We start from the raw sequence: 21,281 nt of genomic DNA on the forward strand, positions 1-21,281 counted from the left end.
GAAAGGGGTGAGGCCTATGTTAAATCTAACAGATTTTGAAAAGAAGATGATAAAAGGCTTATTTAAAAAAGAAAAACCAGAAATTATACGTAGGGTAGCTAGTTAGCTAGTCTAAAATTTTTAAAACAAAGGTCAAAGATAGTCAATATCAGAGGCCGCGAATAATGAACAATAAACGAGGTAAAGAATATGAATAACAACTTTAATAACTTTAACAACATGGATGATTTGTTTAACCAATTGATGGGTGGTATGCGAGGATATAGTTCTGAAAATCGTCGCTACTTGATTAATGGACGAGAAGTGACACCTGAGGAATTTGCTCATTATCGTGCAACTGGTCAATTGCCAGGAAATGCAGAAGTTGATGGACAAATGCAACAACACGCTTCAGGTATGAAACAAGACGGTGTCCTTGCTAAACTAGGTCGAAACTTGACCGCAGAAGCTCGTGAGGGTAAGCTGGATCCTGTTATCGGACGAAACAAGGAAATTCAAGAAACATCTGAAATCCTCTCACGTCGTACCAAGAACAATCCTGTACTTGTCGGAGATGCAGGTGTTGGTAAGACAGCCGTTGTCGAAGGCCTAGCACAAGCTATTGTGAACGGAGATGTCCCAGCTGCCATTAAGAATAAGGAAATTATTTCTATTGATATCTCTGGTCTTGAGGCGGGTACTCAATACCGTGGTAGCTTTGAAGAAAACATTCAAAATCTTGTTAGCGAAGTGAAAGAAGCAGGAAATATTATCCTCTTCTTTGACGAAATTCACCAAATTCTCGGTGCTGGTAGCACAGGTGGAGACAGCGGTTCTAAAGGTCTTGCGGACATTCTCAAGCCAGCTCTCTCCCGTGGTGAGTTGACTGTTATTGGGGCAACGACTCAAGACGAATACCGTAACACTATCTTAAAGAATGCAGCTCTTGCTCGTCGTTTTAACGAAGTGAAGGTCAATGCTCCTTCAGCAGAGGATACCTTTAAAATCCTTCAAGGGATTCGTGACCTCTACCAACAACACCACAATGTCATCTTGCCAGATGAAGTCTTGAAAGCAGCAGTGGATTATTCAATCCAATACATTCCTCAACGTAGTTTGCCTGATAAGGCTATCGACCTTGTAGATGTAACGGCGGCTCACTTGGCAGCTCAACATCCAGTAACAGATGTTCATGCTGTTGAACGGGAAATCGAGGCAGAAAAAGACAAGCAAGAAAAAGCAGTTGAAGCAGAAGACTTTGAAGCAGCTCTCAATGCCAAAACACGCATTGCAGAATTGGAGAAAAAAGTTGAAAACCACACAGAAGATATGAAAGTGACTGCCACTGTCAATGATGTGGCCGAATCTGTAGAACGAATGACAGGTATTCCAGTATCACAAATGGGAGCGTCAGACATCGAACGTTTGAAAGATATGGCCCATCGCTTGGAACACAAGGTAATCGGCCAAGATAAGGCAGTAGAAGCAGTGGCTCGCGCTATCCGTCGTAACCGTGCTGGTTTTGATGAAGGCAATCGCCCAATCGGTAGCTTCCTCTTCGTAGGTCCTACTGGGGTTGGTAAGACGGAGCTTGCTAAGCAATTGGCGCTCGATATGTTTGGGACTAAGGATGCGATTATCCGCTTGGATATGTCTGAATATAGTGACCGCACAGCTGTTTCTAAGTTAATCGGTACAACAGCAGGTTATGTGGGGTATGATGACAATAGCAATACCTTGACAGAACGTGTTCGTCGCAATCCTTACTCTATCATTCTCTTGGACGAAATTGAAAAGGCTGATCCTCAAGTAATCACCCTTCTCCTCCAAGTCTTGGATGACGGTCGTTTGACTGATGGTCAAGGAAATACAGTGAACTTCAAGAACACGGTCATTATCGCGACATCAAATGCTGGATTTGGCTATGAAGCTAACTTGACAGAAGATGCGGATAAACCAGAATTAATGGATCGTTTGAAACCATTCTTCCGTCCAGAATTCCTTAACCGCTTTAACGCAGTTATCGAGTTCTCACACTTGAATAAGGAAGACCTTTCTAAGATTGTGGACTTGATGTTGGCTGAAGTTAACCAAACCTTGGCTAAGAAAGACATTGATTTGGAAGTCAGCCAAGCAGCTAAGGACTTTATCACAGAAGAAGGCTATGACGAAGTTATGGGTGTTCGTCCGCTCCGTCGCGTGGTTGAGCAACAAATCCGTGATAAGGTGACAGACTTCCACTTGGATAACCTTGATGCTAAACACCTAGAAGCTGATATGGAAGATGGTGTCTTGGTCATTCGTGAAAAAGCCTAACTCAAGATTTTGAGAATAAAAAAAGAAGGAACTAGCTAAAAGCTGGTTCCTTTTGTGTTTAGATGACATGACGCTCAAAGGCATCATCTGAGATTCCTTGTTCCAAGATGAGTTTTGCCCATTCTTTAGCAGAAAAGAGGCTGTGGTCTTTGTAGTTTCCGCAAGATTCGATGGTTGTTCCAGGGACATCTTCCCAAGTAGTGGTTTCAGCGATTTCCTTGAGCGAATCCTTGATAACAGCCGCGATTTCAGCACTGGTATGGCGCCCCCACATAATCATGTGAAAACCTGTACGGCAGCCAAATGGCGAACAGTCAATCATGCCGTCAATGCGGGTACGGATGAGTTTGGCCAAGAGGTGCTCGATAGTGTGAAGGCCAGCGGTAGGGATAGAGTCTTCATTTGGTTGCACCAAGCGAATATCAAAGTTGGAGATGATATCTCCCTTTGGTCCTGTTTCTTCTCCAATCAAGCGAACATAGGGTGCTTTAACATTGGTGTGGTCAAGTTCAAAACTTTCAACAATAACTTCTTTTGACATGGTCGTTCCTTTCAGTTTTCTTCTTTCATTATATCATAAAGCCTGCTCTTGATGGAGTTTGATAAATGACTTTTTGGTACTAGAATGATAATAAAGTCTCCATACATAAACCTCAGAATTATAAAGAAAGAATGGAGTAAAGGAAAAGAAAAACTGAGTTCTTTCTAATGAAGCTAGAGCGACTTTTGAAAGGTGGGATCAACTTTTAGAATTTTTGCTCGATCTCTGAACTAATTCTGAACTAGATTGGATATACTGGAGAAAATAAAGATAAAGGAGTTCAGTATGGAACATATGGTGAAAATAGACGGAGTCTGCAAAAAGCATGGCAGCAAGCAGATTTTGGAAGATATTTCTTTTACAGCTAGAAGCGGTCGGATTACAGCCTTTTTGGGTCCAAATGGTGCAGGGAAAAGTTCGACCTTGAGGATTCTCTTGGGCTTAGATCGGACGACGTCTGGTACTGCGACTTTTGATGGGCAAACCTATCAGTCAATGACTTATCCGCTCAGAACGGTAGGTGCAGCCTTTGACGGCATTGGCGGTCTGCCAAATCGAAAGGTCTATGACCACCTGCGAATTATCGCGGCGAGTAATGCTATTCCCAAGTCTCGGATCGATGAGGTTTTGGAGATGACTGGAATCGCTCATAAGAGAAAGGACCTCTTGTCAAGCCTGTCTCTAGGGGAAAGTCAGCGGCTGGGTTTGGCAGCAGCTTTGCTGGGTGATCCTCAGTTTCTCATATTAGATGAGCCGATCAATGGACTGGATCCAAGTGGGATTAAGTGGTTTAGAAATTTCATCCGTCAGCAGGCTGACTTAGGGAAAACGGTACTTCTATCCTCTCATATCCTGTCAGAGGTGCAAATGGTGACAGATGATGTAGTCTTGATTCATCATGGGCGCATTATTGAGCAGGGACAATTGGAAGAGGTGCTGCAAGATTCAGATAGTCTAGAAGATCTCTTCTTTGATTTGACAGAGGAGGTTTAAAATGAAAGAAACGATGTCTTTATTGCATTCAGAATGGTTGAAAATTTGCTCAACCAAGGCTTTCAAAGTGAGTATGGCCTTCATGTTACTCTTGGTGCCTGCCGTATCTTGGCTGGAGGGCCGACAGTATTTGTCCATTGGCTTGGATGCCACGCCTGAGACCGTTCCCGGTCTGGCAGAAGCCATTGATCCGCTGGAATATCTGGGTCTCAACGGGGCCTCTATGGCAGGCATGGTTTTGGTCATCTTAGCTGGAATTTTGGGAGCTATGGAATTCCAGTCTCATAGCTTGAGAACCAGTCTTTTGACCTGTAATAACCGCCTGAAGTTGCTTGTGGGGAAAGTCGTGACCTTTGCTTGCTTTTCTCTTGCCAGTAGCTTTTTATCAATCTACTTTAGTTATATGGTCATGCACCTAGCTTTAGGAAAGGAAGGGCTTGATCCGATTCTGCTCAATCAGGCAGCTTGGAGTTTGATTTTGTGGAAAACCTTATCTCTAACCTTATTAGGAATCCTTTCATTTTTGTTAGGTTTATTGGCTCGGACCATGCTAGTTCCTCTGCTTTTTCTCGTACCCCAAATCTATAATTTAGGAAACTATCTAGCAGCTCACACGAGTTGGGGAGCTTATTTGCCACAGCCAGCAGGAGAGTTGTTTGTGGCAACGCCAACTTCTCAATATGCCAACAATCCCTTGCAAGGACTGTTGATACTTGGTGCATGGTTACTAGTCATCGGCGGTATGACCTCTCTGCGCTTTTTGAAGACGGATTTAGGAGGGCGATACTAATGCTGAAAGCTCTGCTTAGAAGTGAATGGATTAAGTTCCGTTCTTACTATCTCGCTCTTGGTGCAGCCTTGGTAGCTCTGGTAGCTGTTCCTTTTTTTCTGATGAATCTTGACTATAGTCAGACAGCAGTTGGCCAGACGAAAGCTCTGAGCGAGGCTTTGCATGCCCTCTATCTGGCGCAGCCTGTCATCGTCATCTTTACTTCCCTCTATTTTGCCCAGGAGTTTGTCAAGTCTGGGATGCGAACGAATTTTCTAACTGTATCAAATAGAAAGGCTTGGTTGGCTGGGAAAATCCTTTTTCTGTTCTTGCTGCTCTTGGTTCTCTATAGTGTCATTATAAGTAGCTGTTTCTTTGTTATGCTGGCTCGATTTGACCTAGACTTTAGCTGGTCCTTACTGGAGAAATTCCTTTATTACAGCTCTTTTGGTCTTCTCAGCAATCTTTTTCTGGCTTTTTTAGCTGCCGGCCTCGCTTTGCTATTTCAATCTTGGATTGTGCCGGTGTCGGTGCTCTTTCCTCTCTTGATTGGTCTCAGTCGTTTATTGGCAACTTTTATCCAGGAAGCAAAATACCTGCCCGATCTTGCTACCCTCAATCTTTTTGAGTATGAAAGGCTTCAGCATTCACTAGACCTATCAGGGTTGGGGATACAGCTGTTCTGGTTAGCTTTGGTTTGGAGCTCTGCTATATTCTTAACCTTGAAACGAGATGTTCGCTAGAGGTATGCTATAATGGAAGTCATGAGACAGTATCGTATTTTGGTGGTTGATGACGACCAGAGCATTTTAAAGCTGGTGAAAAACGTCCTAGAGCTAGATGCTTATGATGTGACGACGCTTGATCGGATAGAAGACCTAGAGCTGACGCATTTTGTCGGATATGACTTGATTCTGCTGGATGTGATGATGGAGCCTGTTAATGGTTTTGAGCTGTGTTCCTACATTCGTCCTCATCTTTCGTGTCCAATCATCTTTCTGACGGCTAAGGGATTGGAGGCGGACAAAGTGGAAGGGCTCTTTCGCGGAGCAGATGACTATATTGTCAAGCCTTTTGGAACCAAAGAATTGCTGGCGCGTGTCAGAGCTCATCTTCGGCGGGAGGAAAGACGTGAGGAGCGATATTCTGAAATTGCTTCTTGTCAATTTTATCCAGAGCGTTATGAAGTTGCCTGTTTTGGTAAAGTCTTGAAATTTTCAGAGCGAGAGTTTAAGTTACTGCATTTACTAGCTAGCAATCCCAAGCAGACCTTTTCAGCTGAACGCCTGCATACCTTGCTTTACCCAGAAAGCTCAGAAACACAGCTTCGCTCCATCTCAGAATACGTATATCAAATTCGCCAAAAATGCAAACAAGAAGGGCTGCAAGCAATCGCAACAGTGAGAGGAGTAGGCTATAGATGGCAATTAGAACCCGAAATTTCAAAAGCCTAGTCTGGACAACCAGTTTAAAAATCGTCTTTTTTCATATTTTGATTTTTGTGCTTATAGGCTATGAATTTACGCAAGGAAGTAATCACGTTCTTTTTACCTTGTTCTTTTGGGCAGGGAGCTTGCTGCTGATTACTTTTTATCATATTTTGAAATTGCTCCGAAAAATCAACAGAGAAATAAAAATGCTAAAGAGCGAGAAGCTTTTAGAAGAAAACCAAAGCCAGCTTTTTCGGATCGAGGAAATGCTCGAAGTTTATAGCGATTTACGGAGCAGCCACCAAGAAAATGCTCGTCTTCTAGAAAAAGAGCAGCAGCATAATCAGGAGTTGATTTTACAGCTATCAGCGACATCGCACGATTTGAAGACGCCCCTAACTGTGATTAAGGGGAATGCTGAGCTCTTGGAGTTGACCCAGTTGGACCAGCTACAGGCAGACTATGCTGCTGAGATTTTGCAGGCCAGTCACAAGATGGAAGAATATTGTGGCTCTTTGATTGATTACGCTAAGACTTTTCAGATTGATTCTAATCAGTTCAGTCAGCTTTCCTTGGAGAACTTTTTGGCTTCTCTACAGGACGACTGGGCACTGTTCAGCAAACAGGAAAACTATCGTTTTTCTCTCCAAGAAGATTGTGATCTTAGTCTGATTTTGTCAGTTCATTTGGACTATCTCAAGCGAGCTTTGCTCAATATTTTACTAAATGCGCTTGAACATGCTGACCAAGACCAAAAAGAAGTGAAGCTGACGGTATCAGTGCAGCAGGACCAGTTGGTTTTTGCTATCTGGAACAACGGGCCTGCATTTTCAGAGGAGATGTTGCTAGGAGCGGAACAGCTCTTCTACCAGAGTGATCAAAGCCGCAATTCAGCTAATCCCCATCATGGCATCGGCTTAGCCTTTTCTAAGCAGGTAGCTCTCTTGCACGGTGGTCGTCTGACCCTGCTCAATCCAGACCAAGGAGGAGCCTGTGTTGAGTTGGCAATTTCATTGAAATAAATGAGGATGAAAAAATCATAAAAACGCATAATATCAAGTGTTCAAAAGCCTTGATATTATGCGTTTTATCTTTTATCATGTAAAGATTTACTGGATTTTTACCCAAATTGAGTTTTATCCAGCCTCGTTTAATTATTTCCGATACAAGCGATCGTATTGGTAGAATGGGTCAAAGGTTACGTTGATGCCTAGCTTGCGAAGGACATTCTTGTCTTCGTCTGTCAAGATGATGGTTGAGTGGGCTTCGCTTCCTTTGAGGTTACCAAGTTCCTTCATTGCGCGCGCAGCATCTGGATTTTCCATAGCTGTGATGGCAAGAGCAATCAGGATCTCGTTTGAGTGGAGGCGAGGATTGCGACTGCCTAGATGGTTAATCTTGAGGCCTTGAATTGGTTTGACAACTTCAGGCTCAATCAATTTCACTTCCTTAGCAATGTCAGCAGATCTCTTAATCGCGTTGATCAAGGCGGCAGCTGTAGGGCCAAAGAGTTCTGAGTTTTTACCAGTGACAATGTCACCAGATGGCAATTCGAGAGCAAGGGCAGGCCCACCGGTTTCTTCTGCCTTTTGGCGTGCTGCGACAGCAACCTTACGGTCTGCAGGTGTGATACCGAGGTCGTTCATGAGAAGTTCAATCTTCTTGACAGCAGTTTCTCCGACTTTTTCAGCCTTGAAGTCAAGAACTGTTTGATAGTAACGGCGGATGATTTCTTGTTTAGAAGCTTCGACAGCAGCTTCATCATCTGTAATAGCGAAGCCAACCATGTTGACACCCATGTCTGTTGGTGAAGCGTATGGAGATTCACCGAGAATACGTTCCAACATACGTTTGAGTACTGGGAAGATTTCGATATCACGGTTGTAATTGACAGTGGTTTCTCCGTAGGTTTGGAGATGGAAGGGGTCAATCATGTTGACATCGTCAAGGTCTGCTGTGGCAGCCTCATAGGCCAAGTTGACCGGATGATGAAGGGGAAGGTTCCAAACTGGGAAGGTTTCAAATTTAGCGTAACCAGACTTGATGCCATTGATTTGGTCATGGTACATGTTTGACATACAAGTTGCCAATTTTCCAGAACCAGGTCCAGGAGCGGTTACGACAATCAAGTTGCGACTGGTTTTGATGTAGTCGTTTTTTCCCATGCCTTCTGGAGAGATGATGTGGTCCATATCAGTCGGGTATCCTTTGATCGGATAATGAAGATAGGAATCAATCCCGTTTTTATCTAACTGGTTGCGGAAGGCATCTGCAGCGGGTTGGCCAGCGTATTGTGTGATGACAACCGAACCAACAAAAATTCCCAGTTCATTGAATTTGTCAATCAAACGAAGAACTTCTTGGTCATAAGAAATGCCTAGGTCGCCACGTGCTTTAGAATGTTCGATGTTGCTTGCATTAATGGCGATAACAACCTCAACCTGCTCTTTCAATTCTTGCAAGAGCTTGATTTTATTGTCAGGCTCATAACCAGGAAGTACACGAGCAGCGTGGAAATCTTCTAACATTTTGCCACCAAACTCCAAATAGAGCTTGCCATCAAATTGGTTAATGCGCTCCAAGATGTGGTTGCGCTGTAGATTCAGATATTGTTCAGAACTAAAAGCTTGTTTTTTCATTTTTTTACCTCTGACCTCTATTATAATAAAAAATTGGAAGATAGGAAACTATGGAGCCAAAAAAGAAATTAAAAAGATTAGGCAAACGCTTGCACTAAGTTTTAAAAAGCGCTATCATAGACTATAGATTATTAAAATAATGAGGTAAACAGATGCAAGAAAAATGGTGGCACAATGCCGTAGTCTATCAAGTCTATCCAAAGAGTTTCATGGACAGTAACGGAGATGGAATTGGCGATTTGTCAGGAATTACTAGTAAGTTAGACTATCTAGCTAAGTTAGGAATCACAGCGATTTGGCTTTCTCCCGTTTATGACAGTCCTATGGATGATAATGGCTATGATATTGCTGATTATCAAGCAATTGCAGCTATTTTCGGGACTATGGAGGACATGGACCAACTCATCGCAGAAGCTAGGAAGCGCGATATTCGAATTATCATGGACTTGGTGGTCAATCATACCTCGGATGAGCATACTTGGTTTGTCGAGGCCTGTGAAAATCCTGACAGTCCCGAGCGAGACTACTATATCTGGCGGGATGAGCCCAATGATTTGGAGTCTATTTTTAGTGGCTCTGCTTGGGAATACGATGAAAAGTCAGGGCAATACTATCTCCACTTTTTCAGCAAGAAACAGCCCGACCTCAACTGGGAGAATGAAAAACTGCGCCAGAAAATTTACGAGATGATGAACTTCTGGATTGATAAAGGTATTGGTGGTTTCCGTATGGATGTCATTGATATGATTGGCAAGATTCCTGACGAGAAGGTAGTTAATAATGGTCCTATGCTCCATCCCTATCTCAAGGAAATGAATCAGGCAACCTTTGGGGATAAAGATCTCTTGACAGTAGGGGAAACATGGGGAGCAACGCCAGAGATTGCCAAACTCTACTCGGATCCAAAGGGGCAAGAATTGTCTATGGTCTTCCAGTTTGAACACATCTGTCTTCAGTATCAGGAAGGGCAACCTAAGTGGCACTACCAAAAAGAGTTAAATGTAGGGAAATTAAAAGAAATTTTCAACAAATGGCAGACAGAGTTAGGAGTTGAAGACGGCTGGAATTCCCTCTTCTGGAACAATCATGACCTTCCTCGCATCGTCTCTATCTGGGGAAATGACCAAGAATACCGCGAAAAATCCGCCAAAGCCTTTGCAATCTTGCTTCATCTCATGAGAGGGACACCTTATATCTACCAAGGTGAAGAGATTGGGATGACCAATTATCCGTTTGAGACACTGGATCAAGTAGAAGATATTGAATCTCTCAACTATGCGCGTGAAGCTCTTGAAAAAGGCGTTCCTCTAGAGGAAATTATGGACAGTATCCGTGTCATCGGTCGTGATAATGCCCGTACCCCAATGCAATGGGATGAGAACAAAAACGCTGGTTTCTCAACAGGTCAACCTTGGTTGGCAGTTAATCCAAACTACGAAGAAATCAACGTTCAAGAAGCACTGGCAAATCCAGATTCTATTTTCTATACCTATCAGAAGTTGGTTCAGATCCGTAAGGAGAATAGCTGGCTGATTCGAGCTGATTTTGAATTGCTTGATACAGCTGACAAGATCTTCGCCTATATTCGCAAAGACGGTGACTGTCGTTTCTTAGTTATGGCTAACTTGTCCAATGAAAAACAAAACTTTGCAGTAGAAGGAAAAGTTAAATCAATCTTGATTGAAAACACTACTACTAAAGAAGTAGTTGAAAAACAGGTCTTGGCTCCATGGGATGCTTTCTGTGTGGAACTAACGGATTAAAATAAGTGAACCTCAAGCCTTTGAAGCTTGAGGTTTTTTACTAAAAATTGTGTAGAAAAATCTTAAAAAAATATTTGTTAGAATTTTCTAAAAAATCTGGTGAAAGTCCTTGCTTTTATGAAAAAATAGGGTATAATGGTGAAAACACTATCTTTAAGGAGATTACTTATGAAATCGAAAAAGTGGCTCTTAGGAGCAGGTGCTGTCTTGAGTGCAGCTCTTCTGTTAACTGCTTGTGGGCAAAGCGAAAAGAAGGCTGATGCTCCCAAGACATTTTCTTATGTCTATGCAATAGACCCATCATCTTTGGACTACAGCGTGACGAGCAAGAGCTCAACTTCTGACGTTATAGCCAACGTTGTCGATGGCCTCTTGGAAAACGATAAATACGGGAACTTGATTCCTTCGCTTGCAGAAGACTGGTCCGTTTCTAAAGATGGCTTGACCTATACCTATAAACTTCGTAAGGGTGTGAAATGGTATACTTCTGAGGGAGAAGAATACGCTGAAGTCAAGGCTCAAGACTTTGTTACAGGTCTGAAACACGCAGCTGACGGTAAATCAGACGGCTTATCCCTCCTTCAAGACTCTATCAAAGGTTTGGCTGCCTACATCAGTGGAGAAAGCAATGACTTTTCTACTGTAGGAGTTAAGGCTGTTGATGATTACACGGTTGAATACACGCTTAACAAACCAGAAAGCTTCTGGAACTCTAAAGTCACAACTGCTACCATGCTTCCAGTTAATGAAGAATTCTTGAATTCTAAAGGGAGCGATTACGGTGCACCAACTCCATCAGGTATCCTATATAACGGTCCTTATTTCTTGAAATCATTGACTTCAAAATCAGTCATCGAGTATGAAAAGAATCCAAACTACTGGGACAAGGACAATGTTAAGATTGACAACATCAAACTAACTTTCTATGATGGATCAGACCAAGAATCCTTGATTCGTAGCTTTACACAAGGTGCTTATACAACAGCCCGTCTCTTCCCAACAAGCTCAAACTTTGAATCAACTAAAAAAGAGTACGGCGATAAGATTGTCTACAGTCCACAAGAAGCGACAAGCTACTACCTCACGGTTAACGTAAACCGCCAGTCTTACAATAAAACAGCCAAAACAGACGAAGCTCAAAAAACATCAACGAAAGAAGCTCTTCTCAACAAGAACTTCCGTCAGGCGCTGAACTTTGCTCTTGATCGTCACTCTTATACTGCTCAGTTGAATGGTGAAGAAGGTGCGGACAAGATTATTCGTAACAGCCTAGTGCCTCATGACTACGTTCAAGTAGGTGAAAAAACCTTTGGAGAGTTGGCTCAAGCAGAGCTCGTTTCTTATGGTGACCAGTGGAAAGATGTAGCCCTTACAGATGGCAAGGATACGATTTACAGTCCTGAAAAAGCCAAGGCAGCCTTTGCTAAAGCCAAGACAGAATTGCAGTCCAAGGGTGTTACCTTCCCAATCCATTTGGATATCCCGGTTGAACAAACAGATGTAATCGCCGTTCAACAAACCAACTCACTCAAGCAGTCTATCGAATCATCACTTGGTACTGAAAATGTCATTGTCGATGTCCTTCAAATGACCGATAATGAAAAAATGAGCATTACGTCTCAAGCCAAGGTACCATCTCAAAAAGACTATGACCTGAACGGAACTGGTTGGGGACCAGACTATCAAGACCCAGCTACCTACCTCAACATCCTTGATGCTAAGAAGGGTTCAGCCCTTAAACACTTGGGTATCACTCGCGGAAAAGATCCAGAAGTGATGGCTCAAGTTGGTCTAGACGAATACAAGAAACTCTTGGATGATGCCGCAGCTGAAACAAGCGATCTCAATAAGCGTTATGAGAAATACGCTAAAGCTCAAGCTTGGGTATCTGATAGTTCGCTCTTGATCCCAGTTGCCTCTTCAGGTGGTTCTCCAACTGTTAGCCGAACTGTACCATTCTCAAAAGCATACTCACAAGTCGGAATCAAGGGAGACCCGTTTGTATTCAAAGGTTTGGAATTGCAAAATGATGTCGTGACTACAAAAGAATACGAAGAAGCTCTCAAGAAATGGCAGAAAGAAAAAATTGAAACAAATGCCAAATACCAAAAAGAGCTAGAAAAACACGTCAAATAGCCTATAAAAGAAAAGGAAGTTGCAGAAAATCTGTACTTCCTTTTTCTGGTTTGGAGACAGCAGTCGTCGTAAAATCAGTTCTTGAATGACAATTGAAGTTGAAATGAAAAACTGATAAGTAATCTCAGGCGTAAAAGCTTTTTTAATTAGTTTCGGAGCAGCCAAAACTTAAAACGATGCTTCTTGAAGATAATTCTAGTGTATTGTGAAATAGAGCGAGTAGAAACCTCAAAAAAACGAACTTTAATATTTATATGGAAAATCACTTTAAGAATATTTATGCAGTATAAATGAATTTAAAATAATTCCTAAGTAAGTATCTAGCATTTTATAGTTTTAAGTTTAAAACTATAAAATGCTTATTGTAGCAACTAAAAATACTGTTTTTTAAAAATAATGGTAACTATGTTATTTTTTTGATTTTAAATTATGAAAGTGCTATAACTGTTATTGAACGCAATAAATATAAAAAAAGTGTTCAATAAATCCAATTTATATTTTATAAAATATATTCCTTGTTTATAGTCCGAAAAACGAATAGTGCACAAAAGTTTTCCGAACGTTATGACCAGCGATTCTTTTTTGGAGGTTTAATTTAAAATGAATAGAAAATATGGTCTTTTGGCGGGAGCGGCTCTGGCGACAGCAGTTGCAGTTTCAGCTTCTGTAACACCAACGGTTCATGCAGATTATCGTTGGGATTCCCGTCATAGTTGGGACTATGATTTTGATGATTGGGGTTATGACTATAATTATTGGAATCGATACAACTACCGACAGCCAGATAGTGGTCGCTATTTTTACTGGAATGGCAGCTACTACTATCGTATGAGTGATGGTAGTTACTATATTTACCGTGATGGTGAGTGGAAACCACTGACAAACAATCGTGACAACAGTTCTTCCACTAACAACTTAGTAAATGATAACCACTATCGTTACGAGAATGGCTACCATTACTATGTATTAGAAAATGGGGATTATTACTACTACCAAAATGGTCGTTGGGTGTTTGTCAAGAAATCTGCGGATAATCAAAAAGAGTCGGAGTTAGAAAATCCAGGTGGGGTGGAACTCCCAGAAAATCCCCCATTCAATGGAGCTGATGGGGAATTTAATCCTTTTGAATCAGGTACTATTGAGTTTCCAGAGACTCCGTTGAGTTTCCAGAGACTCCGTCTTACGGAGGTGCGGACGGTGAATATGCTCCTTTTGACTTGGGAACAATCGAACTTCCAGAGAATCCACCATTCAATGGAGCTGACGGGGAATTTAATCCTTTTGAATCAGGTACTATTGAGTTTCCAGAGGTTCCGTCTTACGGAGGTGCGGACGGTGAGTATACTCCTTTTGACTTGGGAACAATCGAACTTCCAGAAAATCCCCTATTCAATGGAGCTGATGGTGAGTTGGATCCTTTTTCGCCAAAACCAGACCAGCCAAATGAAGAACCAAAACCAGATAATTCAATCAATCCCTCTGTCCCAGAGACTCCAGGTTTGGTAACAACAGATGAACCGAGTGAAAATCAGATACCTCCGTATGTTGAAAAACCAGCACCAGGTTTAGAGCACTTATTATGGGCTCCAAATGGAAGCCAACCCAAATTAGTCATCCCACCAGGAAAACCAGGTGACAAGATTCTGGAAAATGATACAAACTATGCCTTTGATGGTACCAATCACTATTACTATGTTGAATCAAACGATGCAGTTACAGGTTACACAGCCTACTGGAAGTGGACGGGAGATGTATGGAAGCTACATGGAATGACAGATCCAACTGACCCAGCGCTGGATCCGAACTTGCACTCAAATCCCGTAGATGATGAGTATAGCTATAGCGATCAAAACTCTAGCGTGAAATTGTATTCGACTAATTTAGTCGAAACTGCCAAAGCAGGACAAGCACTTCCTTTCCAAAATGTCGAGGAATTCAAAAACTATGTGATCGAAAAACTAAATCCTAAGTTTTTAGATAACGCGGGTTGGGATGCAAAGGTCACTTGGGAAATTGAAGATGAGGATATCTTTGAGAAGACCAAAAATGATCCTTGGGCTAGAGATTATGTTTTAGTTGCCAACCTCAAGAGCGGAGTGGATGAAGAAAAATACCGCGATGTAGAATTTGGTTATGTGAAATTTGTCTTCCGCGTTGCTGCGACGGATGATACGAATTATTACTATATGGAAAAGGCCAAAGAAGCATTCGCTGGAATCAATGAAATTCGTAAGGAACAAGGTTTGAAAGAATTGACTTGGTCAGATGAGATTTATCAAAATCAAGCTCTACCAAAAGCAAACCAGATCTCTCGCCAATACGATAGCTCAGGTTTTGTTGGTCGTCGTGATCAAGATGCAGCTACTGTTGTCAAGAAATGGGCAAATGGCGGTTTGAGAGAATTGCTTTTGGATCCAAATGCGACAGAAGGAGCTGTAGCAGCAGTAGTTAGTGGAAACGGGGACTATTACTGGGCTTACAATTATAAATAAAATAAATTTCTAACTTCGTCAAGCTCTTTGTTAATTGAAGCGGATTGATGTTAGTTAAGATTTGGAGAGGACAGCGACTGTCCTCTCTGTTTTTATATTCAGAGAGACGAAGAACTGTTTCTTAAACTTATAAAAGTCACAGAAATCAAAGGAATAGCGTTTGGTGGCTTTTATAAGGCTGTTAGCAGTTTCCTGCTTTACTTTAGAATTAGGCGATCGAATCTTATCTGCGTTCTTCCGAAAGGTTTTGGAAACGGTTTGGAAAGCGGATGGATGCCTTGGGTTTCGTCTTCTATCGGTTCGAAAGAATTTCGAAAACCAAACTAGTCGCCTATTTATTTTTGCACACTCAGCGGCTAATTGTATTCTAGAGCTGTCAATGCTAGTGTAGGTTAATCATTTGCTGGAAAAACATAAACTTTACAATTTGGGATGGATTTGATAGAATATGGTTATGTTACAAGAAGTGACATAAAGGAGTGAATGATGAAAATGAAAAAAAGACTTATCGGGACAGGTCTTGTCTTGGCGACAGGGATTTTGCTCTCGGCATGTGGACAGTCCAACACAGATACTAGCACTTATTCATCAACATTTAGTGCGAATCCGACAACTTTTAACTATCTTTTAGACTATTATGCAGATAATACTGCAGTGATTACCAATCTCGTAGATGGTTTGTTAGAGAATGACAGCTATGGGAATCTCGTACCTGCTCTTGCGGAGGATTGGTCTGTTTCATCAGATGGCTTGACCTATACCTACAAGCTTAGAAAAGATGCCAAGTGGTACACAGCTGATGGAGAAGAGTATGCTTCAGTCAAAGCTCAGGATTTTGTCACTGGGATCAAATATGCCGCGGACAACAAGGGGCAAGCCATGGATCTGATCCAAAATTCAATCAAGGGATTGAATGACTATGTGACGGGTGTGACCAATGACTTCACAACAGTTGGTGTTAAAGCCTTGGATGACTATACGGTTGAATACACTTTGACACGGCCAGAACCTTATTGGAATTCAAAGACAACCAATAGTATCCTTTTCCCAGTCAACGAAGAGTTCTTGAAATCAAAGGATAAAGATTTTGGTACCTTGACACCAGATAGTATCCTTTATAATGGTCCCTATCTGTTAAAAGATTTCACATCAAAATCTTCGATCGAATATGTGAAGAATCCACACTATTATGACCATGATAAAGTGACCATTGAAAAAGTTAAGTTAGCTTACTTTGATGGCTCTGATCAGGAGATGACCATTCGTAACTTTGAAAGTGGTGCCTATACGCTTGCGGGAGTCTATCCAAATAGCTCAAGCTATGCCAAGACGAAAGAAAAATACCAAGACAATATCGTTTATAGCTTGCAGGACAAGACTTCTTGGTACTTCAACTTTAACGTTAATCGTAAAGCCTATAACCATACTGCAAAAACATCAGATCAACAAAAGAAATCAGCTCAAACAGCTATCTTAAATAAAAATTTCCGTCAGGCTATCAACTTTGGTATTGATCGAACAGCCTACTCTGCTCAATCTAACGGGCAAGAAGCAGCCAGCAAAACCCTTCGTAATACTCTGGTTCCCCCAACATTTGTCCAGGTGGGAGATAAGACCTTTGGAGAAGTAACAGCTTCTAAGCTTGTGAACTACGGAACTGAGTGGTCAGGTATCAATTTGGCAGACGCTCAAGATGCTTACTTTAACAAGGAAAAGGCCCAAGCAAAATTTGCGGAAGCTAAAAAGGAATTGGAAGCCCAGGGCGTGACTTTCCCAATCCATTTGGATGTCCCTGTTGATCAGACGAATAAAAATGCGGTTTCTGGGATGAACTCGGTTAAACAAACCCTTGAAACAGTACTAGGTTCTGACAATATCATCATTGATGTTCAACAGCTTTCTACGGATGACTTTGGAAATGTTGCCTTCCTAGCGCCAAATCCAGCAGCTCGTGACTACGACCTAAACTTTGATGGTTGGGTTGGTGATTACCAGGATCCATCCACTTATCTAGATCCCTTCAATGCTGAAACAGGCTTTTATCTCAAGATTTTTGGTCTTGATGCTAAAGAAGACCAAGGGCTTATCAAGAGTTTGGGACTCGATACCTATACACAACTCCTGAAAGAAGCAGATGCTGAGAACAAAGATGTCGCTAAGCGTTATGAAAAATACGCTGAAGCTCAAGCTTGGATGATTGACAATTCTCTGGTCATGTCAGCTATGTCAAATGGTGGAACAGCCTCTGTAACTAAAGTAACTCCGTTTACACGTGCCTACTCTCTAGTGGGAATCAAGGGTGACGGAAATAACTATAAGTACATGAGATTGCAAAAAGACCCTGTTACCAAGAAACAATTTGACGAAGCCAAGGCTAAGTGGGAAGAAGAAAGTAAAAAGGCTATCGAAAAGAGCCAAAAAGAATTTAAAAATCATATCAAATAACAGCGAAAATAAGGTCTCCTTTAAGAGGCCTTGTTTTTTGTTTGCCAAAATTCTCGATGCTGAAAGCCCTAACTTCAAAAAAATGATCAAGAAAAAGGAATGAAAACGCTGAGAATTGTGGGAATGAATGGAATTTGTCCTACTTTTGTGATATAATTACTTTAATTATTATAGTATAGGGGAGTATCATGACGAAACGTTCAAAGAGATCTCGCTCGGGGAGAGTAAAACGAAGTGTTAACATAGTCTTATTGGCTGTTTACCTATTGTTAGCTGGCTTTTTACTGTTTTTGATTTTTAAATATAATATCCTTGCTTTCAGATATCTTAATCTAGTGGCAACTGCGTTAGTCCTACTAGTTGCCTTAGTAGGGCTGCTCTTGATTATCTATAAAAAAGCTGAGAAGTTTACCATTTTTCTGTTGGTGCTCTCTATCTTTGCCAGCTCTGTGTCGCTTTTTGCAGTACAGCAGTTTGTTGGATTGACCAATCGTTTAAATGCGACTTCTAATTACTCAGAATATTCTATCAGTGTTGCTGTTTTAGCAGATAGTGAGATTGGAAATGTTACGCAACTGACGAGTGTGACAGCACCGACTGGGACTGATAATGAAAATATTCAAAAACTACTATCCGATATCAAGTCAAGTCAGAATACTGATTTGACGGTCAGCCAGAGTTCGTCTTACTTGGCGGCTTACAAGAGTCTGATTGCAGGTGATACTAAGGCTATTGTCTTAAATAGTGTCTTTGAAAATATCATCGAGTCAGAGTATCCAGATTACGCATCGAAGATAAAAAAGATTTATACTAAGGGATTCACTAAAAAAGTAGAAGCTCCTAAAACTTCAAAGAGTCAGTCCTTCAATATATATGTGAGTGGAATTGACACCTATGGCCCGATTAGTTCAGTGTCGCGTTCAGACGTCAATATCCTGATGACTGTCAATCGAGATACCAAGAAAATCCTCTTGACCACAACGCCACGTGATGCCTATGTACCAATCGCAGACGGTGGAAATAATCAAAAAGATAAATTAACCCATGCGGGCATTTATGGGGTTGATTCGTCCATTCATACCTTAGAAAATCTCTATGGAGTGGATATCAATTACTATGTGCGATTGAACTTCACTTCGTTTTTGAAATTGATTGATTTGTTGGGTGGGATTGATGTTTATAATGACCAAGAATTTACTGCCCATACGAATGGAAAGTATTACCCTGCAGGCAATGTTCATCTTGATTCAGAACAGGCTCTCGGTTTTGTTCGCGAGCGCTACTCCCTGGCAGATGGTGACCGTGACCGCGGGCGCAATCAACAAAAGGTGATTGTGGCTATCCTTCAAAAATTAACGTCGACCGAAGCACTGAAAAATTATAGTACGATTATTGATAGTTTGCAAGATTCTATCCAAACAAACATGCCGCTTGAGACCATGATGAACTTGGTCAATGCTCAGTTAGAAAGTGGTGGAACTTACAAAGTGAATTCGCAAGACTTGAAAGGTACAGGACGGATGGATCTTCCTTCCTATGCGATGCCAGATAGTAACCTTTATATGATGGAAATTGACGACAGTAGCCTTGCATCTGTCAAAACTGCTATTCAAGACGTGTTGGAGGGCAAATGAAATGATTGATATTCATTCGCACATCGTCTTTGATGTAGATGATGGTCCCAAGTCAAGAGAGGAAGGCAAGGCCCTCTTGACAGAAGCCTACAGGCAGGGGGTGCGAACCATTGTCTCTACCTCTCATCGTCGCAAGGGCATGTTTGAAACTCCAGAAGAGAAGATAGCAGAAAATTTTCTTCAGGTTCGGGAAATAGCTAAGGAAGTTGCGAGTGACTTGGTCATTGCTTATGGGGCGGAAATTTACTACACACCAGATGTTTTGGATAAACTGGAAAAAAAGCGGATTCCGACCCTCAATGATAGTCGTTATGCCTTGATAGAGTTTAGTATGAACACCCCTTATCGCGATATTCATAGCGCCTTGAGCAAGATCTTGATGTTGGGAATTACTCCAGTCATTGCCCACATCGAGCGCTATGATGCTCTTGAAAATAATGAAAAACGCGTTCGAGAACTGATCGATATGGGCTGTTACACGCAAGTAAATAGTTCACACGTCCTCAAACCCAAACTTTTTGGAGAACGTTATAAATTCATGAAAAAAAGAGCTCAGTATTTTTTAGAGCAGGATTTGGTTCATGTGATTGCAAGTGATATGCACAATCTAGACGGTAGACCTCCTCATATGGCAGAAGCATATGACCTCGTTACCCAAAAATACGGAGAAGCGAAGGCTCAAGAACTCTTTATAGACAATCCTCGAAAAATTGTAATGGATCAACTAATTTAGGAGAAATGATGAAAGAACAAAATACGATAGAAATCGATGTATTTCAATTATTTAAAACCTTATGGAAACGCAAACTAATTATTTTATTAGTGGCACTTGTGACAGGGGCGGGAGCTTTTGCATATAGCACTTTTATCGTTAAGCCAGAATATACGAGTACCACGCGTATTTACGTAGTGAATCGCAATCAAGGAGATAAGCCGGGGTTGACAAATCAGGACTTGCAGGCAGGATCTTATCTGGTAAAAGACTACCGCGAGATTATCCTTTCGCAGGATGTATTGGAAAAGGTAGCGACAAATTTGAAATTGGATATGCCAGCAAAAACATTAGCTAGCAAAGTTCAAGTGACTGTACCAGCTGACACTCGTATCGTCTCAATCTCTGTCAAGGATAAACAACCAGAGGAAGCCAGTCGCATTGCTAATTCTCTACGAGAAGCTGCTGCAGAAAAGATCATCACTGTTACGCGAGTATCTGATGTAACGACACTTGAAGAAGCGCGACCAGCTACGACTCCCTCTTCTCCAAATGTTCGACGCAACACCTTGTTTGGTTTTCTTGGAGGAGTCGTCGTAACAGTAATTACTGTTCTTTTGATTGAGTTACTCGATACCCGTGTGAAACGTCCTGAAGATGTCGAAGATGTACTACAAATTCCACTTCTAGGGGTCGTTCCAGATTTGGACAAAATGAAATAGGAGGAAGTTATGCCAACGTTAGAAATCTCACAGGCAAAATTGGATCTTGTAAAAAAGGCGGAGGAATATTATAACGCTTTGTGCACGAACCTACAGTTAAGTGGAGATGATTTGAAAGTATTTTCTATCACTTCTGTGAAACCAGGAGAAGGAAAATCAACGACTTCCACTAATATCGCTTGGGCTTTTGCGCGTGCAGGTTACAAAACGCTGTTGATTGATGGAGATATCCGCAATTCTGTTATGTCAGGTGTCTTTAAAGCAAGGGATAAGATTACAGGTCTGACAGAATTTCTATCAGGAACTACAGACCTGTCACAAGGGCTTTGTGATACCAATGTCGAAAATCTCTTTGTGATTCAGGCTGGCTCTGTGTCACCAAATCCGACAGCTCTTCTTCAAAGTAAGAATTTCAGTACAATGCTTGAAACCTTGCGTAAATATTTTGACTATATCATTGTAGATACTGCTCCTGTCGGTGTCGTGATTGATGCAGCTATCATTACGCGAAAATGTGATGCTTCTATTTTAGTGACAGCAGCAGGTGAAACAAATCGACGGGATATTCAAAAAGCGAAAGAACAGTTGGAACAAACTGGGAAGCCGTTTTTAGGAGTTGTGTTGAATAAATTCGATACTTCAGTAGACAAATACGGTTCTTATGGAAATTATGGAGATTACGGAAAAAAATAAAAAATAGGTTGGGGGAT

The 21,281-nt window shown here is 41.5% G+C and carries 15 protein-coding genes and 1 pseudogene; 14 read left to right on the plus strand and 2 right to left on the minus strand.

All coding sequences use genetic code 11. From position 1 onward, the window contains the following. The first annotated feature begins 189 nt into the window (after positions 1-189). On the plus strand, positions 190-2,295 hold the full coding sequence (locus tag FQT28_RS01600; RefSeq protein ID WP_143989194.1) for an ATP-dependent Clp protease ATP-binding subunit: 2,106 nt from the start codon (positions 190-192) through the stop codon (positions 2,293-2,295). 58 nt (positions 2,296-2,353) lie between these two features. On the opposite strand, the gene FQT28_RS01605 is transcribed toward FQT28_RS01600, so the two are convergent. After that, positions 2,354-2,836 carry an S-ribosylhomocysteine lyase gene (locus FQT28_RS01605; protein WP_143989195.1) on the minus strand — a complete coding sequence of 161 codons (483 nt, stop codon included), beginning with the start codon at positions 2,834-2,836 and terminating at the stop codon, positions 2,354-2,356. A 285-nt stretch (positions 2,837-3,121) separates the two neighbouring features. Here FQT28_RS01605 and FQT28_RS01610 point away from each other — a divergent pair, with 285 nt between their 5' ends. From FQT28_RS01610 to FQT28_RS01630, 5 genes are read left to right on the plus strand one after another with little or no spacing between them, the layout of a single operon-like run. After that, positions 3,122-3,829, plus strand: a complete 708-nt coding sequence (locus tag FQT28_RS01610) for an ABC transporter ATP-binding protein (RefSeq protein ID WP_143989196.1) — start codon at positions 3,122-3,124, stop codon at positions 3,827-3,829. A gap of 1 nt (position 3,830) precedes the next feature. Then, entirely contained in the window at positions 3,831-4,619 is a 789-nt protein-coding gene (locus tag FQT28_RS01615) for a lantibiotic ABC transporter permease (RefSeq protein WP_143989197.1), read from the plus strand. Continuing rightward, positions 4,619-5,341, plus strand: a complete 723-nt coding sequence (locus tag FQT28_RS01620; RefSeq protein ID WP_143989198.1) for a lantibiotic ABC transporter permease — start codon at positions 4,619-4,621, stop codon at positions 5,339-5,341. Before FQT28_RS01615 ends, FQT28_RS01620 begins: the two co-directional genes overlap by 1 nt. Positions 5,342-5,353: 12 nt before the next feature. Beyond that, positions 5,354-6,052 carry a response regulator transcription factor gene (locus FQT28_RS01625; protein ID WP_143989199.1) on the plus strand — a complete coding sequence of 233 codons (699 nt, stop codon included), beginning with the start codon at positions 5,354-5,356 and terminating at the stop codon, positions 6,050-6,052. Beyond that, the gene (locus FQT28_RS01630) at positions 6,019-7,050 is read left to right on the plus strand and encodes a sensor histidine kinase (protein WP_143989200.1); all 1,032 of its coding nucleotides are present in this window, start codon (positions 6,019-6,021) and stop codon (positions 7,048-7,050) included. Before FQT28_RS01625 ends, FQT28_RS01630 begins: the two co-directional genes overlap by 34 nt. 132 nt (positions 7,051-7,182) lie before the next feature. Here FQT28_RS01630 and FQT28_RS01635 read toward each other — a convergent pair whose 3' ends face one another. Continuing rightward, on the minus strand, positions 7,183-8,667 hold the full coding sequence (locus FQT28_RS01635) for a DUF1846 domain-containing protein (protein WP_143989201.1): 1,485 nt from the start codon (positions 8,665-8,667) through the stop codon (positions 7,183-7,185). A 152-nt stretch (positions 8,668-8,819) separates the two neighbouring features. Here FQT28_RS01635 and FQT28_RS01640 point away from each other — a divergent pair, with 152 nt between their 5' ends. The 8 genes and pseudogenes from FQT28_RS01640 to FQT28_RS01680 all read left to right on the plus strand — a co-directional run bounded on the left by FQT28_RS01640 (position 8,820) and on the right by FQT28_RS01680 (position 21,264). After that, a complete protein-coding gene (locus FQT28_RS01640) occupies positions 8,820-10,430 on the plus strand; it encodes a glycoside hydrolase family 13 protein (protein ID WP_143989202.1) in 1,611 nt (536 codons plus the stop codon). A 168-nt stretch (positions 10,431-10,598) separates the two neighbouring features. Then, on the plus strand, positions 10,599-12,566 hold the full coding sequence (locus FQT28_RS01645) for a peptide ABC transporter substrate-binding protein (RefSeq protein ID WP_143989203.1): 1,968 nt from the start codon (positions 10,599-10,601) through the stop codon (positions 12,564-12,566). A 600-nt stretch (positions 12,567-13,166) separates the two neighbouring features. After that, positions 13,167-15,058 (plus strand): annotated as a pseudogene (locus FQT28_RS10240) (CAP domain-containing protein). A gap of 483 nt (positions 15,059-15,541) precedes the next feature. Beyond that, positions 15,542-17,503 (plus strand): peptide ABC transporter substrate-binding protein, encoded by a 1,962-nt coding sequence (locus tag FQT28_RS01660; RefSeq protein WP_143989204.1) that lies wholly within the window; start codon positions 15,542-15,544, stop codon positions 17,501-17,503. Positions 17,504-17,691: 188 nt separating this feature from the next. After that, complete coding sequence (gene cpsA / locus FQT28_RS01665; protein ID WP_143989205.1) at positions 17,692-19,137, plus strand: LCP family glycopolymer transferase CpsA; 1,446 nt, start codon at positions 17,692-17,694, stop codon at positions 19,135-19,137. Between the two features lies 1 nt (position 19,138). Next, a complete protein-coding gene (gene cps4B / locus FQT28_RS01670; protein ID WP_143989206.1) occupies positions 19,139-19,870 on the plus strand; it encodes a capsular polysaccharide biosynthesis protein Cps4B in 732 nt (243 codons plus the stop codon). An 8-nt stretch (positions 19,871-19,878) separates the two neighbouring features. After that, positions 19,879-20,571 carry a capsular polysaccharide biosynthesis protein CpsC gene (gene cpsC, locus FQT28_RS01675; RefSeq protein ID WP_143989207.1) on the plus strand — a complete coding sequence of 231 codons (693 nt, stop codon included), beginning with the start codon at positions 19,879-19,881 and terminating at the stop codon, positions 20,569-20,571. A gap of 9 nt (positions 20,572-20,580) precedes the next feature. Continuing rightward, positions 20,581-21,264, plus strand: a complete 684-nt coding sequence (locus FQT28_RS01680; RefSeq protein WP_143989208.1) for a tyrosine-protein kinase — start codon at positions 20,581-20,583, stop codon at positions 21,262-21,264. Positions 21,265-21,281: the final 17 nt, after the last annotated feature.

It is taken from the genome of Streptococcus oralis (assembly GCF_901543815.1).
Taxonomy (GTDB): domain Bacteria; phylum Bacillota; class Bacilli; order Lactobacillales; family Streptococcaceae; genus Streptococcus; species Streptococcus oralis_CM.